General features: G+C 45.5%; 13 protein-coding genes and 1 other annotated feature. Of the genes, 4 read left to right on the top strand and 9 right to left on the bottom strand.

Annotated elements, in window-relative coordinates:
- Positions 1-42 precede the first annotated feature (42 nt).
- The 4 genes from JJQ88_RS06445 to ezrA form a co-directional block, all read right to left on the bottom strand.
- Complete coding sequence (locus tag JJQ88_RS06445; RefSeq protein WP_210364911.1) at positions 43-246, bottom strand: alpha/beta-type small acid-soluble spore protein; 204 nt, start codon at positions 244-246, stop codon at positions 43-45.
- Between the two features lie 268 nt (positions 247-514).
- Positions 515-1,723 (bottom strand): tRNA uracil 4-sulfurtransferase ThiI, encoded by a 1,209-nt coding sequence (gene thiI, locus JJQ88_RS06440; protein WP_210364910.1) that lies wholly within the window; start codon positions 1,721-1,723, stop codon positions 515-517.
- Positions 1,720-2,865, bottom strand: a complete 1,146-nt coding sequence (locus tag JJQ88_RS06435) for a cysteine desulfurase family protein (protein ID WP_210364909.1) — start codon at positions 2,863-2,865, stop codon at positions 1,720-1,722. Before JJQ88_RS06435 ends, thiI begins: the two co-directional genes overlap by 4 nt.
- Before the next feature lie 161 nt (positions 2,866-3,026).
- Positions 3,027-4,721, bottom strand: a complete 1,695-nt coding sequence (ezrA, locus tag JJQ88_RS06430) for a septation ring formation regulator EzrA (RefSeq protein WP_210364908.1) — start codon at positions 4,719-4,721, stop codon at positions 3,027-3,029.
- A 223-nt stretch (positions 4,722-4,944) separates the two neighbouring features.
- Here ezrA and hisJ point away from each other — a divergent pair, with 223 nt between their 5' ends.
- Positions 4,945-5,757 carry a histidinol-phosphatase HisJ gene (hisJ, locus tag JJQ88_RS06425; RefSeq protein WP_210364907.1) on the top strand — a complete coding sequence of 271 codons (813 nt, stop codon included), beginning with the start codon at positions 4,945-4,947 and terminating at the stop codon, positions 5,755-5,757.
- A 15-nt stretch (positions 5,758-5,772) separates the two neighbouring features.
- Here hisJ and refZ read toward each other — a convergent pair whose 3' ends face one another.
- Positions 5,773-6,399: a forespore capture DNA-binding protein RefZ gene (gene refZ / locus JJQ88_RS06420; protein ID WP_210364906.1), complete on the bottom strand. Its 627-nt coding sequence runs from the start codon at positions 6,397-6,399 to the stop codon at positions 5,773-5,775.
- A gap of 153 nt (positions 6,400-6,552) precedes the next feature.
- Here refZ and JJQ88_RS06415 point away from each other — a divergent pair, with 153 nt between their 5' ends.
- Positions 6,553-7,032 (top strand): GAF domain-containing protein, encoded by a 480-nt coding sequence (locus tag JJQ88_RS06415; RefSeq protein WP_210364905.1) that lies wholly within the window; start codon positions 6,553-6,555, stop codon positions 7,030-7,032.
- 44 nt (positions 7,033-7,076) lie between these two features.
- On the opposite strand, the gene megL is transcribed toward JJQ88_RS06415, so the two are convergent.
- Together megL and JJQ88_RS06405 are read right to left on the bottom strand one after the other, a co-directional pair.
- Positions 7,077-8,291: a methionine gamma-lyase gene (gene megL, locus JJQ88_RS06410; RefSeq protein WP_210364904.1), complete on the bottom strand. Its 1,215-nt coding sequence runs from the start codon at positions 8,289-8,291 to the stop codon at positions 7,077-7,079.
- Positions 8,292-8,397: 106 nt separating this feature from the next.
- Complete coding sequence (locus JJQ88_RS06405; RefSeq protein ID WP_210364903.1) at positions 8,398-10,296, bottom strand: sensor domain-containing diguanylate cyclase; 1,899 nt, start codon at positions 10,294-10,296, stop codon at positions 8,398-8,400.
- A gap of 404 nt (positions 10,297-10,700) precedes the next feature.
- Here JJQ88_RS06405 and rpsD point away from each other — a divergent pair, with 404 nt between their 5' ends.
- On the top strand, positions 10,701-11,303 hold the full coding sequence (gene rpsD, locus JJQ88_RS06400) for a 30S ribosomal protein S4 (protein WP_210364902.1): 603 nt from the start codon (positions 10,701-10,703) through the stop codon (positions 11,301-11,303).
- Between the two features lie 252 nt (positions 11,304-11,555).
- On the opposite strand, the gene JJQ88_RS06395 is transcribed toward rpsD, so the two are convergent.
- Together JJQ88_RS06395 and tyrS are read right to left on the bottom strand one after the other, a co-directional pair.
- A complete protein-coding gene (locus tag JJQ88_RS06395; protein ID WP_210364901.1) occupies positions 11,556-12,626 on the bottom strand; it encodes a D-alanyl-D-alanine carboxypeptidase family protein in 1,071 nt (356 codons plus the stop codon).
- Positions 12,627-13,109: 483 nt separating this feature from the next.
- Entirely contained in the window at positions 13,110-14,369 is a 1,260-nt protein-coding gene (gene tyrS / locus JJQ88_RS06390) for a tyrosine--tRNA ligase (RefSeq protein WP_210364900.1), read from the bottom strand.
- 87 nt (positions 14,370-14,456) lie between these two features.
- Positions 14,457-14,676 (bottom strand) — a binding site (T-box leader).
- A gap of 144 nt (positions 14,677-14,820) precedes the next feature.
- Here tyrS and JJQ88_RS06385 point away from each other — a divergent pair.
- Positions 14,821-17,733, top strand: a complete 2,913-nt coding sequence (locus JJQ88_RS06385; protein WP_210364899.1) for a transglycosylase domain-containing protein — start codon at positions 14,821-14,823, stop codon at positions 17,731-17,733.
- Positions 17,734-17,778: the final 45 nt, after the last annotated feature.

The raw sequence follows: 17,778 nt of genomic DNA, 5'->3' as shown, positions 1-17,778 counted from the left end.
TTGCGCCCTGCTCCTTGTAGCCATATTTATCAACTTTTTTAATTAGCGAGAGAATCCGCCACCAAGGTGTTGTTCAGCCATTTGAACCAAACGCTTAGTGATTTCTCCTCCAACAGAACCGTTAGCGCGTGAAGTAGTATCAGCACCAAGGTTTACGCCAAATTCAGTAGCGATTTCGTACTTCATTTGGTCAAGAGCTTGTTGTACACCAGGAACTAGAAGTTGATTTGAGTTGTTGTTTGCCATGTGATTTCACCTCCTTGTGAGTATAGAGTGTGTAGAATCACATGGCTTAATGCAGGGGGCATGCTGGTAATTGTTCACATATTTTGAAATACCCAAACCCCTTTATCAACAGGGATTCCCCTGATGCCCATTCAGGAAAAACATAAGGCCCACAGGCAAATGAAAGGCAAGGATTACCTCAAAGGACGGCTTTTTAGTTCATGATGGCTCGTCCGGAGGCGCCAGGTAACTCACTACCAAGGAGGTTCCACATATTGGTTGGTTCCAATCAAAAAAGGTCATCGCCATCCTTATTTTGTTGCTGAGATGCTGGCTTGATAACCATCGATTCTGTCCCTTTCACTGCTTTGTCGATTAGTTCATCAAAATCGAAAAAACTTTCAAAGTTTTTGACCTTGTCTAGCCTCGGTTTTGTTTTTGGCGAAGAAGGGACGAAGACGGTACAGCAATCCTCAAATGGACGATTGGAAATATCAAGAGTGTCAATTCCCTGGGCAATGTCCATGATCTGATGCTTGTCCATCGCAACCAACGGCCGAAGGATCGGGGTCGATGTCACATCGTTAATCGCAAACATACTTTCAAGAGTCTGGCTCGCGACTTGGCCAAGACTTTCACCTGTGATGATGGCAAGCCCATTTTCCTTTTCCCTGAGTGCATCAGTAATCCGGAGCATCAGCCTTCTAGTGGTCGTCATCGTATAATTCTCAGGCACCTGTTTGTGGATGGCTTGCTGGATTTCTGTGAACGGGACAATATGAAGAGCAAAGTATCCATTTACTTCTGCAAGCTTTTCCGAAAGGTCGATTACTTTCTGCTTCGCCCGTTCGCTCGTGAATGGAGGGCTGAAGAAGTGGACCCCTTCCACCTCAACCCCTCTTTTCATTGAAAGATAACCTGCTACAGGACTGTCTATGCCCCCTGATAGCATCAGCATTGCTTTCCCGCTGGAACCCGCCGGTAATCCCCCCGCACCTTTGATGGTTTCAGCTGAAAGGTAGGCAGCTTCTTTCCTGATTTCGATCACCAGGTTGATATCCGGGTTGCGCACATCCACTTTCAACCCTTCGACATTCCTTAAAATATGCCCTCCAAAGGTTGAATTAATTCCGTTCGTATCAAGCTCGAACGTTTTATCCGATCTTTTCGCGGTAATTTTGAAAGTATTTCCTGGCTTATATATATTCTGGAACAGTTCGAGTGCGGCATCTTTCATCTGCTCAATGTCTTTTTCCACTTTGACCGCGGGGCTGAATGACTGAATGCCAAAGATCTTCCTGAGACGGCTGCTGATTTCCTTGCCATCCTCTCCATTCAGGAGAATGAACATGCGGTCGCGATCCGCTTTGATAACGGCATCAGGAAAATCACTGATGGAGCTTTTGATATTTTTCCTCAGGCGGTCTATGAACTTGTTCCTGTTCCTGCCTTTTGTCGATAGTTCCCCATATCGGACAAGAATACGGTCATACATCATCTTTTTACTACCTCTCTTAAATGGTTTACAGTCTTTTCAATCACTTCTGCTGCCGTTTCAGCTTCTTTTTCCGTATTGCTATACGAGAGACTGATGCGGATCGCGCTTTCAGCTTCTTTACGCTGGACACCCATTGCCAATAAAGTTCTGCTCGCAGCCTTCCTCTTGGATGAGCAGGCACTTGTGGTGGAAACAATTAGATCCTTTTCTTCAAGAGCGTGCACAAGTGTTTCCGCCTTCAAGCCTGGGACAGAAAAGTTCAAGATATGCGGCGCACAGCCGTCCTCCGGGGTATGCACCGTTATATCCTTTATTTTTTCAATGCCTGCCCTCAGGCGTGACATCACAATCCCCATTTCGCGCTTCTTCTGTTTTTCCAGCTCCTTGGTCATCCTCAAAGCTTTGGCCATTGCCACCACACCTGCGACATTTTCCGTTCCACTTCGCTGTCTCCATTCCTGATTCCCTCCAGACAATAGAGGCGACAGACGGACTCCTTCTTTTACAAATAAGGCGCCCGTCCCTTTCAATCCATGAAATTTATGTCCGGAAATCGTAGATAGATGAACCCCTGCCTGATAAAAATCAAGCGGGACCTTCCCAACTCCCTGTACATGGTCAACATGGAAGATCACTTTTGGAAAATCCTTGAGCATTCTGCCGGTCGCGGAGACTGGCTGGATGGTACCCACTTCGTTATTCACATGAATGACTGAAACAAGGATCGTATCTTTCCTTAAAGCGCTGCGGATTTTTTCAGCGCTGATGAAGCCATTCTGATCCGGGTCAATGTAGGTAACTTCGAATCCAAGCGTTTCAAGCTGCTGCATCGGACTTTGCACTGATGCATGCTCAAGGGATGTTGTGATGATATGCCTGCCCCTGTCCCGATGTGCCATTGCAACACCTTTGATTGCAAGGTTATTGCTCTCAGTGCCGCCCGAAGTGAAAATGACTTCAGAAGGCTTCACACCGAGAAGGTTAGCTGTTTGATTCCGGGCCTGATGAAGGAGCTTCTCAGCTTGGCCCCCGATTTTATGAAGCGAAGATGGATTGCCGAAATAGTCTTCAGCCACCTTCATAAAAGAATTCAGGACTTCTTTGTAAGGTTTGGTTGTTGCGCTGTTGTCAAAGTAAATCACGGTTTTCCCCCCCTGGTCCAAAACCTTTGCTGCTAACTAAAAATAATATCATAACACGTTTCCTTTGAAAAACAATCGAAGTTACTCTCCTCCCTTCGTTTGTTTCCCGTTACTATTCCATAAAAAAAAAGCCTCCATTTCCTTCTGGAGGCCTTTGTGCTTCATGATTGTTCTTCAGAGAGCATTTTCTCGATCTTCTTCAATGCGCCTGGCTCTACTTCTTCAATCGAAGTAGCCGCCTGTTCAAGCGACTGTCGATAGTCATAGTTCCTGAAGCTTTCCTCCGCTTCCCGGAGGCCTTTGTCTACCGAAGGATAGCGGCTTCGGTATCTGTTTCCGTATTGGATGACTTTTTCGGCAAGCGCAACAATTTCAACGATATCCTCAGTCGATGACTCAAGCTTGCCAACAGTAAGAACTGCTATTTCCAGGTGCTGTTGGACAGCTTGGATATCAAGCGGCTTCTCCTCGAGTTTCTCTGTAACTTTTTTGATGCTCTCATGTGCATCTTCAAGAAGGTATTTGTATTCCAGAGATAGTCCAGGCATATTGCTTTTTGAAATCTGACGAATCATTTCCCCTACTTTCCGGGAAAGTTCCTTGACCTTATCCCTTGCTGAAATTTCATCTTTTCTTAGCGCATTCAGCTTTTCCTTGAGTGCCTTCTGATCTTCTACAAGAGCGTCAAGCTGCTGTTTCGCTTCATCGAGTTCTGTTTTAATCAGGCTTTGCGCTAGGCTGTTTTCAGTGATCGTATGGTCAATGATTTCGAAACGCTTGATCAATGCCTTCAACTGGCGCTCAACATTTGTCTGTGCCGCAAGTTCCTTATCGGAAAGATGATACGTTTCCTGGATATGCTTCGTCTCTTCCTTCAAGGTTTTGCTCTCGGTAATAGCCTTGATCAGCAGCTCTTTGGCCGCAGGTTCAGTTTCCGTTATATATTGCTTGGACAAGACTTCTGCCTCAAGCTGGTCGAAAATGGCCTCAACCCTTCCTTTAAGGCTGAGGATTTCTTCTTCTGCTTCTCCAACGTCCCCTATCTCGAGTGAAGAAATGTACTTTTCAAGCTCTTTTTCGATCTCCTTGATCTCCTTTTCGGCATTCAGGTGGTCAAGGACATATCCCTGGTCAGCCATTTCTTTCAAGCCTTCCTTGACTTCGCTGACAGATCCCGGAATCGCTGTATGGCACTCATGAAGCAATCCAGGTAAAGCTTCCATTTTCCTTGAAACTTGATCGAGCGTCGCCTGGATGGATAGAACCACTTCCCTTGCCTCAAGATAATCTCCACTTCCCGTTTTCTCATCGAATTCCACAAACTGCGCCTCGATTTCTTCAAGAAGGGTTTCTAGGTTCGCTTCTGCTTTCCCAAAACTATGGCGATGGGTCAGCAGGTTCCTTTTGTTTTCGCGGTATTGCTCCCTGAGGATTTCGATCTCTTCCCGGTTTTTCTCTTCACTGCCAACTAGTTCATTCAGTTCATCCAATATTTTCTTAATCTTGTTTTCTGTTTCTGTCAGCTTTTGTTCAATGGCAGCGAAGGTTTCTTTTGCTTTCTTGAACCTGTACTTGTCTATATATTCTTCTGCATCGAACAAATAATCCTCAATGCCTGGCAGCTTGGATGTCACAAGTTCATCCCACTCCTGGCGCCAGTGTTCAAAGAGTTCTTCCGTCTGCCCGGTCATATTCAACTGCTTCACTTTCGACATTTCATCAAGGACCGGCCGGTTCATGATATCGATTTTCCATGCTTCATACCGATCTACTTCGCTGAAATATTTTCTTTTCATTATGTATCCTGTTAAAAAAAGGATGAATAAGATAGCAATCCCGCCAATTATGTATTCCATTGTTATCCTCCTGGCCTCACAAATTCCAAGATCAAAAACGTTATATATAAAATGGTTTTATAATCCGTGTATAATGTATTTATATTACCATGTTACCGACATTTTTTGACTATTAATTTCAATTTTTTTGTTGAAATTATCCGAATTCATACGTTTTCTCTCTAAATAAGCTTAAAACATTCCCGGGATATTATCCAACAGTTTACTTAAAGGATGTGTTTTTATGAAAGATGGCCATGTCCATACACCATTCTGTCCGCATGGGACAGGGGATCCTATCAGCGCATATGTGGAAAGGGCACTTGAACTGGGCTATTCGGAAATCACCTTTGCCGAGCACGCACCTCTCCCAAAGGGATTCACCGATCCGACACCATCGATGGATAGTGCAATGAGACTGGAAGACCTCGAAGGCTATTTTGCTGCACTTGAAGAAGTTAAGCGGAGCTATAAAGGACGAATCAAAATCAATCTTGGGCTTGAAGTGGATTTCATCGAGGGCTTCGAGAGCGAAACAAAAGCGTTCCTTGATGAATATGGCCGCCACCTTGATGATTCCATTTTGTCTGTCCACTTTTTGAAACTTCCCAATGGGAGATATGACTGTCTTGATTACAGCCCCGGGACATTTGGGGCAATGTTGGAGCAATACGGTTCAGTCAAGAATCTCCATTTACATTATTACTTGACAGTGCTGAAATCAGTACAGTCCGATCTCGGAACCTTCAAACCAGGAAGGATTGGCCACATCACGCTAGCAAATAAGTTTCAGCTGAAATATCCATTAATGGAAAGCTTGGGTGAAGAAGTCTCAGAAATATTAACGGAAATAGCAAGGAGGGAATATGAACTTGATTACAACGGGGCAGGCACCGCAAAACCGCTTTGCCGTGAACCATATCCGCCTGATTGGATAGCGGGCAAGGCAAAGCTGCTCGGAATTCAGCTCGTATACGGCTCTGACGCACATCAGGTCAAGGAACTTGGCCAGGGATTAGATAGGATGCAAATCCGGAAAAAACATGAGGAAGCCTAAGCGAAGCAGGCTTCCTCATGTTTTCATCAGCAGGTTTTCCTGCGGATGGCACAGTGTCCCTTTTATCCATAGCGAAATTTCTTTGCTGTACTTTGCAGCAAAATACTTTTCATGCGGGAGAACATGCAGTACCTCAGTTACATAATGCATGTTCAAGAATGGCATCGACAACAAGGCCTTCAGCTGCAAAATGGCATATTGGATCGATATGTTCCTGAACTCCCCTGACTGAATCCCTGCATCAAGCACTTTTTTAAAAAAATAGCGTTCCTTAACATGATAGGTTGACATGATTTCTCTCACGACCTGTGAATCGATCGTCATTTCCCTTAAGATGAATCTCGTCAATTGGGTATTTTCGCACTGATACCTCAATACATTGTCGACCATCGCCTTCAAGCAGATTTCAGCACCACATTCCAGCAGCGAAAAACCATGCTCAATTTCTTCAAGATAACGTTCAAAATAATCGGTGAAGCAGTTTTCCAAGAGACCATTCTTGTTTTGGAAATAGTAAGCGATATTGGCTGCGTTCACATCTGCTTTTGCCGCGATGTCCCTGATAGAAGTTCCGCTGAAGCCTTTTGTATTGAATAAATATATGGCTGCCTCGATGATTGCGGCTTTTGAATTTTTCTTCACTCCCTGTCCCTCGCTTTCCGATTACGTTCCTTTCTAAATTATCTTCTGGAAAGCATCCTGATTCCCTCCACAAAAAGCTCGACAAAGTTATCCTCTATTCCGCTTTTTTTGATACAATGAATTGTAAAACTCCAGGATGAAAGGGGAAAAACCTTGTTTATAGTCGAAAAATACAATGAGAGCCGCGATAAAAATTACGATTTGCTGATCAAGCAGCTGAAGGCACTGATTGAGGATGAAAAGAATAGAATCGCGAACCTTAGCAACGCATCCGCACTTTTGAACCAATTTCTTGACCGGGTCAATTGGGTTGGATTTTATTTGCATGAGGATGGCGAACTTGTACTGGGACCGTTCCAGGGTCTTCCTGCCTGTGTCAGGATCCCCCTTGGGAAAGGGGTATGCGGGACAGCTGCTTTTAAAAGGGAAACTGCCAGGGTCGAAGATGTCCACCAATTCCCGGGCCATATCGCATGTGACGCAGCATCACAATCCGAAATTGTTGTCCCAATTGTAAAAGAAGGGGAATTAATAGGCGTACTGGACATCGATTCACCGGAAAAAAACCGCTTTGACGAACTGGACCAGCAAAAACTCGAAGAATTTGTCTCCGTTTTAGTGAAATTTCTATAAAAAATGCTAAGCGGCTATCACAATCGATAGCCGCTTTTCGATACTTATCTTACCATTCCTGTTTCCTGCCTGTTTTCCTTCCTGACGGACTCGAAGGCCGCTTCCAAATCGTCCTTCAGATCTTCCCATGCCTCAAGCCCGACAGATAACCTGAGCATATTTTCCTTGATCCCCATCTTCTCCCTGGCTTCCTTAGGCACCACCGCATGGGTCATGGTTGCCGGGTGCTGGATCAAAGTCTCGGCATCGCCAAGGCTCACAGCGATTTTGATCAGCTTCAATTTATTCATGAAGGTTTGTGCTGTCTTCTGGTCCCCTTTCAACGTAAAGGCAATCAGCCCTCCTGGTTTACGCATTTGTTTCTTTGCGATGCTGTAATCCGGATTGTTCGGATCTCCCGGGTAGAAAATTTCGTCGACCTCCGAATGGCCAGACAGATAGTTCGCAAGTTTTTCAGCATTCTCGCAATGGCGGTCCATCCTGACTGGCAGGGTTTTCAGTCCGCGCAACAAAAGCCAGGCGTCAAACGGAGAAATGATCCCTCCGATATCCTTTTGTGTATGCATCGCAATTTCTGACATCACATCTTTTCTCCCAATCGCAATGCCTGCGATCACATCTCCATGCCCGCAAATATATTTCGTCGCACTATGGATGACGAAATCGCAGCCCAGCTCAAGCGGATTCTGCAGGTAGGGCGAACTGAAGGTATTATCGACAACCACCGGAATGCCCTTCTCCTTCGCTACTTCGGCTACCATCTTGAGGTCCACTAACCTCATCGTAGGATTGATTGGAGTTTCAATGTAGATGCAAGCCGTTTGAGGGGTAATTGCAGCCAATAGTTCTTCTTTGGACGCCATCATCGAAAAATCATGGCTGATATTGTATTTATCTTTCATTAACTGGAGCAAACCAAATGTACATCCATAAACACCTTGTGAGCAAAGGATATGGTCACCAGCTTTTGTCAAATGGACAAGGACCGCCGATACCGCGGCCATTCCCGATCCGAACGCGAGTGCTTTTTCCCCTTTCTCAATTGCTGCCATCCGTTCTTCCAGTATGGAGACAGTCGGGTTTCCAAGACGCGAATAAATGAACCCTTCCTCTTCTCCGGCAAAGCGCCGCGCCCCCTGCTCTGCACTGTCAAAAGTAAATGTACTTGTCTGGAATAACGGTGGAGCAAGGCTTCCTCTGAATTCTTCGGGGCTGTACCCCGAATGGATCACTTCTGTCTCAAATCTCTTTTCTCCCATACGATTCCTCCCGTTTTGTTGTAAACGCTTACAATAACCCCATTATCAGCATATGATATTTTTGGAAAATAGGAAAGTCTTTTTGCTATCCAAAAAGAAAAAGCACTCATTCCTGAGTGCTGCTAAAGTGGAAACTTTCAGTCTGGACAACAACTTTATTCTTGCCTGAGCTTTTTGCAAGGTAAAGTGCCTGATCAGCCCGTTTGAACAGTGTTTTCACTGTATCTTCCTGGCCTTTTGCCCAAGCGGAAACCCCACAGGAAATCGTAATGCTAGGAGCAGTCTGTTCTTCGACATGATCGACTAGCCTGTTGGCTATTAAGACACCGGTCTCAAGAGGCGCCCCCGGCAAATATACAGCAATTTCTTCCCCGCCCCATCTCGCGCCGATATCGGTTCCACGAATGTTCCGGGAAACATGCCTGGCCAGCTGGACAAGCACCTCGTCCCCTGCCTGATGCCCGTATTTATCGTTCACTCCTTTGAAATCGTCGATATCGATCAAGATGAACGCGCCCTGCGAATCTTCAAGCATGGACTGGCTCATCCTCTCATCCAGGTAACTCCTGGCATAAAGCTTTGTCAAATGGTCCGTGATGACCATTTTTTCAAGTTCCTCACGGAGGATGGAGTTTGTAAAGGCAAGCGTCGAATGATGGATGAGCGATTGCAGCAATTTAAAGGTCTCAAAGGTGAAATGATAAGGATCCCTGTGCAATATGAGCGCGAACCCCTTCAAAATGCCGCTTTGAATCATCGGGACCCCCATAACGGACCGAAAATGCACAGATCCCTCCGCGTTTCCGGCGTTATAATCGCCAATGAACAGCGGTTCCTGATCCTGCTGTATGCGCATGCCAATCTCCTTGATGCAGTCAGAACCTTCCTTTGAAAAGAAATAATCCGTGCTGCCCTGAAGAACGGTGAATGGTTCATTCCCTGAATCAAGTACAATGAAGCCCACTTCCTGGGCTGCAAAAGAATCCATGATCTGCCTGCAAATAAAATTCATCGTGTCAGACAGGCGCAAATTGGAATTGAGCTGATGGGAGGTTTCGTTGATCAGGCGCAGATCGCTGACCAGCCTTCTTGACTGCTCATAGAGCTTTGCATTCTCAAGGGCACCCCCGGCTGTGTTCGCAAGAAGCTTGATAAACTCGACTTCATTCTGCGGAAAGACAAGCACATCGGTCGCAATGACCTGTAGGACACCATAAACACCCTGTTTCCCTTTGAGCGGAGCATACATGATTGAATTTTTTTCAACAATTGAATCCTCGAACTGGACTTGTCCGCTGACATAGGATTGCATCGCTGTAATATTATCCCCGCCGTAGTCAAGTTCTTTCACCGGCAGGTTTCCATACCCCTTGTGATCGTGGGAAAGCAATAAATAATAGATAAAAGATGGATATACTTCTTTTAATGTCGCGATGATTTCTTCAAGCACGGCATCCATATCCATTGTCGAATGAAACTTTTCCGTCACCCTGTACAGCAGCCGGTATCGTTTTTCCTCCGACAGTGTATGGGAAAGGCTGCGGATCTTCCCGATGAAAGACAGGCATTCATGAGCAACCATTTCAAGCAGCAAATCTGATGCCATTCGGCTGGGTTGCCCTTCATTCAGTTCAAAGCCAATCAAGCCCATGAAACGGCCGTCATCCATGAACACGAATAAGAAGTCATAATGCTCAAGTCCCGGGATGGTGTGGGGCTTCTTAATGAAAGAACGACCTTTTGCTTCCTGTTGGATGGCCATACAAACCTTGTTCAAGATAGAACCAGCTCCGGACGTCCGGGTCGTAGCCTCGATGGTCAGCCCTTCCTTCCACTCGACACAGCCATAAAAGTCGGCTTCTTGTATATCCAGATAAGATCTCAAGGTAAAAAGCATTTTTGTTATCAGTTTTCGATAGGAGAAAATATGGCGATCCGTGCAAATCAAATCGAGCAGGCTGGCTTTGATTTCAAGCAATGTATCTCGTTCTGGGATTTTTTCCATTATGTATCACCTATTATCAGCGCCTATGTCCAGCAAATTCCCGACAGCGCTTTCATATATAATTGAGTTCGAATAGATTGGAGAAAATACAACAATTACCATTATTATACCATAGACCTATGACATTAGTATGATATATGTTCCTGTATCCTCAAAAATAAAAATAGTTGACGGGATAGCCTTGACTTATGATAACGAAAAATTATATAATACACTTTGTGTAAAATAATATCGCAGCCTATGTGATCGACTTTATGGATGTATTTTGTTCCTCAAATTCATTTTGATGGTGTATCTCGTAACCCGCTGCTGCTAGGGCGAAGGTACATGAAAACAAAATACTCATATTCGTGAATCACAATCTGTTTTTATTTTACAAAATAAAAACTAAGGAGGAGTCATTCATGGCTCGTTATACCGGCCCAAGCTGGAAACTATCCCGCCGTCTTGGAATTTCACTGAGCGGCACAGGAAAAGAATTAGAAAAACGCCCTTACGCTCCAGGTCCACATGGTCCTAACCAGCGTAAAAAACTATCCGAGTACGGATTGCAGTTACAGGAGAAGCAAAAGCTTCGCCACATGTATGGAGTGAACGAGCGCCAGTTCCGCAACCTGTTTGACAGAGCAGGTAAAATGCCTGGCATCCACGGCGAAAACTTCATGATTCTTCTTGAATCACGCCTTGATAACCTTGTTTACCGCCTTGGCCTTGCACGTACTCGTCGTGCAGCTCGCCAGCTGGTGAACCACGGTCACGTCCTTGTTGACGGATCTCGTGTGGATATCCCGTCTTACCGATTAGCTCCGGGACAAACAATCAGCCTTCGTGAAAAGTCACGTAACCTTGATGTTGTGAAGGAAGCAATTGAAGTGAACAACTTCGTGCCTGACTTCCTGACTTTCGATGCTGACAAGCTAGAAGGAACTTTCACCCGCCTTCCTGAGCGTTCTGACCTTCCAGCTGAAATCAACGAATCTCTTATCGTTGAATTCTACTCACGTTAATAAAGCTGCTTGGAGAACAAAGCATCTTAAAAGCCCTGGAACCTTGATAAAACAAGGTTCCAGGGCTTTTTACTTTAGTTCGGATCTGGGAAATAACGTATCCTAACGTATTATATAGGATCAAGGCGAAACAAATGGCCAGAAATTAGCACAATAGCGAATTCGGGCCTTAACAGCTGCTTACTGAAAAAATCTGTCCGCCTTTTTGGTCGCTTCATTTGGAATAGCTGATTTTTTGCAGATTCTCTTCATCTACTTTCCAGAAAAGCGGTAATGTTCCTCCATCGTTTTTCCACTCTTAAATATTTTCGTTGCCCGCTCCACCCCAACATATCGAAAGTGCCAAGGCTCATACATGTATCCAGTCACCGATTCTTTCCCCTTTGGATAGCGCAAAATAAATCCGAAACGGTGCGCATTGGCGGCTAAATATTTTCCTTCCGCGGTCCTGTCAAACGACTCTTTCAGCCAGTATGAACGATTCGGTCCGCCAAAGTCAAACGACAGTCCAGTCTGGTGTTCACTGTGGCCGGGTCTTGCGCTAAATCTGGATGCTTCCCTTTCTCCGTATTGTTTAACATAACGATTATACAACCTTTCCTGATAGTCGTAGGTCCGATAGCCACTGATCACTTGGATGCTGGCTTTTTTCTTTTTTGCATCCGCAGCCATCCGGTTAATGGCGATCCGTGCTTCCTTGCTTTCTCCCGGGTTATATGTGGAAGGCAGGGCGTATCGTTTATTGACCACAATCACCCCATCTACATACACGATTCCGTTTTTAACGGTTAGGACTGGATTATCGCTCGTTAACAGTAGCAAATACCGCGAGCTGACATATCCTTTCTTACCTGAAAAACTTACTCTGTACCAACCCCCGTGTTTTGAAAGTATGGCCACCTGTTTTCCCTTCGGGATGACAGTGATGACTTTGTACTTCGTTCCTGCACCAGATCTCAAATTTAAATTAGCAGTGGTTTTATATTTCATGGTCTGATTGGGTGTGTTTTTATTGGAGGTTTGCCCGGCCAGTTTAACATACTTGGAACTGACATATCCGGTTTTATCAGAATAACGGACTTTATACCAGGCGCCATGCTTTGAGATTAAGGTCACTTGTTTTCCTTTTGGGATGACGGTTATAATTTTGTAATTTGTCCCTGCCCCGGTCCGAAGGTTGAGATTGGCGGTTGTCGCATATTGAGTTGTTGCCTGAACTCCACGGACGGTATCTGGCATGAATGATGAGTTCCCCATTGGAAAGGATGTCAATGCAAAGATCATCGCCAACATGACTGCAATTCTTTTCAATAATTGTTTCAACCTTATCTCTCCTCACAAGAATGGTCATAAAGGACTCTCTGAATACCAATGTATGAAGCAACAGGCCCCTTGGTCAAAATGAATGCCCCCTTCGCAAGTTGAACTTCCTTTTCCTTATTGCCCCACCAGAAAGAAAATCCATATAAGGATCGGTCAAGCAAGCATAAACCAATAAATTAATAGATGAATACGCCATATCTCCTTTTTTCCTGAAACTAAGCAATGCAGCCAGTTCTTTCAGCATTTTGCATTCTCCGGCCTTATTATTGTTTTTTTGGAGAACACCATTACAGGATTTCCCCGACATGCGGAGTTGAAATAAAGTTTGTTCGAAATCTCTAATAAGCATTTTTGATGGAATAGAAAAGGGTGTATTCAAAATTCAACGGTTCAAAGGTAAATTCCTGCTTTTTTTGTTAAAGTTGATTCTGCACAAAAAAACAGCCTTCCTGACCTATCACCAGGAAGGCTGTTTGTAAAAAATCAGTATTGGATCAAGAAGTATTTCTTTTTACCGCGGCGGACAATCGTGAACTGGCCTTCAATGCGGTCAGCTTCACTCAAGACGTAAGCAGTGTCAGTCACGCGATCGCCGTTCAGGGAAACTGCGCCATTGCTGATATCTTCGCGCGCCTGGCGTTTGGATGGAGAAATATTCGCAGCAACCAGCAAATCGACCAAACCTGTTTCTCCCTTCCCTTCTACTGTAAAAGAAGGGACATCCTTGAAGCCTTGCTTGATTTCTTCAGCAGAGAGCTCTTTCACATCCCCGCTGAAAAGAGCGGCAGAGATCTTGATGGCCTGCTGAAGCGATTCCTCGCCGTGGATCATGCGGGTCATTTCCTCAGCAAGTGTCTTTTGTGCCTGGCGCAAATGTGGCTCATCCTTGACAGCTTGTTCAAGCTGTTCGATCACTTCCTTGCTTAGGAAAGTGAAGTATTTCAGGTATTTGACTACATCTGCATCCGCTGTGTTGATCCAGAACTGATAGAATTCGTATGGTGATGTTTTTTCAGGATCAAGCCATACAGCGCCGCTTTCTGACTTGCCGAATTTCGATCCATCCGCTTTCGTTACAAGCGGGATTGTCAGACCGTATGCCTTTGAACCTTCCCCCGTTATTTTGCGGATCAGTTCGAGTCCTGTCGTGATATTCCCCCACTGGTCACTTCCGCCAATCTGCAGCTTGCAGTCATGGTTCTTGTACAAGTGATAGAAGTCCATAGCCTGTAAGATCGTGTAGGTGAATTCAGTAAAGGAAATTCCTGTTTCGAGCCTTGAAGCAATCGTGTCTTTCGCAAGCATGTAATTGACACCGACATACTTGCCGAAGTCGCGCAGGAATGTGACGATATCCATCGATCCTGCCCAATCATAGTTATTGACCATCATGGCTCCGTTTTCGCCTTCAACATTAAAAATTTGTTCAAGCTGCTTCCTGATTCCTTCTACATTGTGCTGGACCTGCTCCAGTGTCTGCAGCTTGCGCTCTTCGCTTTTGCCGCTAGGATCCCCAATCAGGCCAGTCGCTCCGCCAACGAGGACGATCGGACGATGGCCAGCCTCCTGAAAACGACGCATTGTAAGGAAAGGCAGAAGGTGCCCGATGTGCATGCTGTCAGCAGTTGGGTCGACCCCGCAGTAGAGGGAGATTTTTTCCTTCGAAAGAATGTCCTTGATGCCTTCTTCATCTGTCTGCTGGTAGATGATCCCCCGCCACTGCAAATCCTGTAATAAATCCATGATCCTTCCTCCATTCAATATTTTCAATTCCACCGAACAAGGTCAGTGAAGCTGTACACAAAACAAAAAGCGCCCCTGCAATAAAATTGCAGGGACGCAGGAATGCGCGGTACCACCCGGCTTGAAAACAAAATTGTCTTCCACTCAAATAAGGTAACGGTTAAACCGTCCGATGCTACTATGTAAATCCAGTTCGCCATCGGCGCTCAGGGAGGTAATTCATCCTTTTGTATGTGCCGGCTCGCAGCGGCCGCCGGCTTTCTGGTACAGTGACAAAAGAACTACTGGTTCCCTTCACAGCTTTCTGCTATTAAGTTAATATTATACTTTTACCATATAGGTATGTAAATTGTCAAATATCGATATGAAATTTCAGAAAAATTCAGGATTCCAAGATTCCGGTTTGCATGTTTATGCTATAATGTATGTGATTTTAGGGGGAATGATATGGATGCAAGAAGAAAAACAGCCTTGGAAAAAAAGATTGCAATCCTTGGGTGCTTTTTTTACTAATAAACGAACCGTAAAAGGAGCAAGGATTACCTACCAGGTTCTCTGGAACATGGTGCTGATACTGATCATCATCACGATCCTCGGAGCCGGGTTTGCAGGTGGCGTTGGGGCAGGATATTTTGCGTCTCTCGTGAAGGATGAACCAGTAAGACCATACGAAAGCATGAAGAAAGATATATACAACTATGAGGAAACTTCTGATTTATATTTTGCTGACAATGTTTATCTTGGCAAACTCAGGACGGACCTCTACCGTGAAGAAGTTAAGCTTGAAGATGTGTCCAAGCATCTGATGAACGCCGTCGTAGCTACTGAAGATGAATATTTCTATGAGCATGATGGTGTCGTACCAAAAGCCATCATGCGCGCGCTTTTCCAAGAGGTCACGAATTCTGCGACATCCTCAGGGGGGAGCACGCTGACACAGCAGCTCATCAAGAATCAGATTCTGACGGATGAAATTTCTTTCGAGCGGAAAGCAAAAGAGATTCTCCTGGCCCTGCGGCTGGAGAAATTCTTTGACAAAAAAGAGATCCTGGAGGCGTATTTGAATGTCGCCACCTTTGGCCGGAATGCGAATGGCAGCAATATAGCAGGCGTCCAGGCGGCGTCAAAAGGCATTTTCGGCAAAGACGCCAAAGACCTAACACTGCCACAGGCTGCATTTATCGCCGGCCTTCCTCAGAGCCCATTTGGCTATACGCCATTCAGCAGCAACAACGGCGCTATGAAGGACCCGAAAGGCCTCGAACCGGGGCTCACCAGGCAAAAAACCGTATTGGCACGAATGCATGGCGCAGGGTTCATCACGGATAAAGAATACAAGGAAGCGATCAACTATGACATCACCAAGGATTTCGTCAAAGAAGTCCCAAGTGATAACACCGTTGAGGAATACCCATTCCTTACTTTCGAAATCGAGAAACGGGCAGTCACAATCCTCGCGAAAATCCTTGCAAAGCGCGATGGCTATGAAGTAGAGGATTACGAAAAGGACAGCGTATTGAAACAAGAGTATCTCGCGCTTGCCGATCGGGACCTTAGGCAGAACGGTTATAAAATTTATTCTACGATCAACAAAAAAATATACGATAAGCAGCAACAAACGGCTAAAAAATACGCCTACTATGGAAGCGACAAACCGCAGGTAGTACCTGACCCGGACAATCCTGGACAGACGATCGTCATCAATGAGCCTGTCGAAATCGGATCGGTCATGATTGAAAATAAGACAGGAAAGATCCTCAGCTTCGTCGGCGGACGCGACTTTGACCGGATCCAGGTCAACCATGCAACAGATTCAAAAAGGCAAAATGGTTCGACCATGAAACCATTGCTTGTCTATGCACCAGCCATGGAACTTGGGAAACTGCATCCTGGTACCGTTTTGCCTGATGTCGAGGTTTTCCTGTACGGCCCAAGAAAACCATGGCCGCACAATTACGACATGCGATACAGCGGACTGACAACGGCGAGACATGCGCTGACAAAATCCTATAATGTGCCTGCCGTTCTTGCCTATAAAAATATCCTTGGCCAGCAACCCGCAACCTTCCTGGATAAGATGGGATTCTCGAATCTCAAGAAAGTTGATTACTCGAACTTATCTACTTCTATTGGATCACTTGATGGAGGGGTCACAGTTGAGGAGAACACCAATGCATTCGGCACATTCGCCAATGGGGGCAAATTCATCGATGCCTATTTGATTGAGAAAATCGTGGATAAAGAGGGCAATGTCCTATTCCAGCATAAATCTGAACCTGTCGATGTCTTTAGTCCGCAAACAGCGTACTTAACGATCGATATGATGCGTGACGTCATTAACCGCGGAACGGCAACCGCAGTAAAAGGCAGGCTGAAGTTCAGTTCGGACTGGGCTGGAAAAACAGGGACAGGACATGATTACTATGATTCCTGGTTCGTAGCCACAAATCCAAACATATCAGTTGGCGTGTGGCTCGGATATGACCACAATAAAGCCCTTGAAAGACATTACAGAGGTCTTTCATACGGAGTGAGAACCCAATACATCTGGGCGGATCTAGTGAACGACGCGTATGATGTCAATCCTAACCTAATCGATCCTGCTGAGCGCTTCAAAATGCCTGGCGGAATCGTCAAACGTTCCTTTTGCGCTGTTTCAGGGCTGCTGCCCTCGAGCGCATGTTCCAAGGCTGGCCTTGTAGAGTCGGATTACTTCATCGCAAAATACGCACCGACAAAGGTGGATGACAGCCTGGTTGAAAGCAAGTTCGTTTATGTGGGCGACAAGCGCTACCTCGCACTTGATTCAACACCTGCTGAATTTGCGGAAACCGGGGTAATCCTGAATCCTAAATACATGGAAAGCATCATTGGACATAAAATCAGGAACCCGGCCCAGCTAATCCCGAACAAAGACAGGTGGGGGAAAATCCTTGCTGCCGATGATAAGCTGACAGAGAATGGGAAGACACCTGCAGCTCCTGGCATCAAGGTATCCGGTAATACGATTACGTGGGGCAAACACCCTGAAAAAGATGTAATTGGCTACAGGATCTATAGCGGCAATAAAAAAGTCGGCAGCATCAAAGCGGGAGCGGCTTTATCCTTCAAAGGAGGAAATGGTTCTTACCATGTAACCGCCGTTGACATTGCCGGAAAGGAATCGGCTCCATCTAATGTCATCCAGATTGGAAAGCCTGCTGAAGATCCAAAAAAAGATGGGCAAAAGCCGGATAAACCGAAGACAACAGACCCGAAGCCTAAGGATCCGCCATCGGACCCTAAGCCACAAAACCCCAAACCACAGGACCCGCCTCCTGGTGACGGCGGCACAAATGGGGATGGAGAACAAAACGAAACATAATTTATCATAAGAAAGGAAACCGCATCAACGAGGATGCGGTTTCCT

The sequence above is a fragment of the Bacillus sp. REN3 genome, from assembly GCF_017912555.1.
Classification (GTDB): domain Bacteria; phylum Bacillota; class Bacilli; order Bacillales; family Cytobacillaceae; genus Mesobacillus.
Note: the sequence above shows the minus strand (reverse complement) of the source record. Positions and strands in the feature narration are given on the sequence as shown.

What these genes read in the sequence shown, in the direction of transcription:
- JJQ88_RS06445 (WP_210364911.1), bottom strand. Translation starts at nt 246, where the DNA reads ATGGCAAACAACAACTCAAATCAACTTCTAGTTCCTGGTGTACAACAA.
- thiI (WP_210364910.1), bottom strand. Translation starts at nt 1,723, where the DNA reads ATGATGTATGACCGTATTCTTGTCCGATATGGGGAACTATCGACAAAA.
- ezrA (WP_210364908.1), bottom strand. Translation starts at nt 4,721, where the DNA reads ATGGAATACATAATTGGCGGGATTGCTATCTTATTCATCCTTTTTTTA.
- hisJ (WP_210364907.1), top strand. Translation starts at nt 4,945, where the DNA reads ATGAAAGATGGCCATGTCCATACACCATTCTGTCCGCATGGGACAGGG.
- megL (WP_210364904.1), bottom strand. Translation starts at nt 8,291, where the DNA reads ATGGGAGAAAAGAGATTTGAGACAGAAGTGATCCATTCGGGGTACAGC.
- JJQ88_RS06405 (WP_210364903.1), bottom strand. Translation starts at nt 10,296, where the DNA reads ATGGAAAAAATCCCAGAACGAGATACATTGCTTGAAATCAAAGCCAGC.
- rpsD (WP_210364902.1), top strand. Translation starts at nt 10,701, where the DNA reads ATGGCTCGTTATACCGGCCCAAGCTGGAAACTATCCCGCCGTCTTGGA.
- tyrS (WP_210364900.1), bottom strand. Translation starts at nt 14,369, where the DNA reads ATGGATTTATTACAGGATTTGCAGTGGCGGGGGATCATCTACCAGCAG.
- JJQ88_RS06385 (WP_210364899.1), top strand. Translation starts at nt 14,821, where the DNA reads ATGCAAGAAGAAAAACAGCCTTGGAAAAAAAGATTGCAATCCTTGGGT.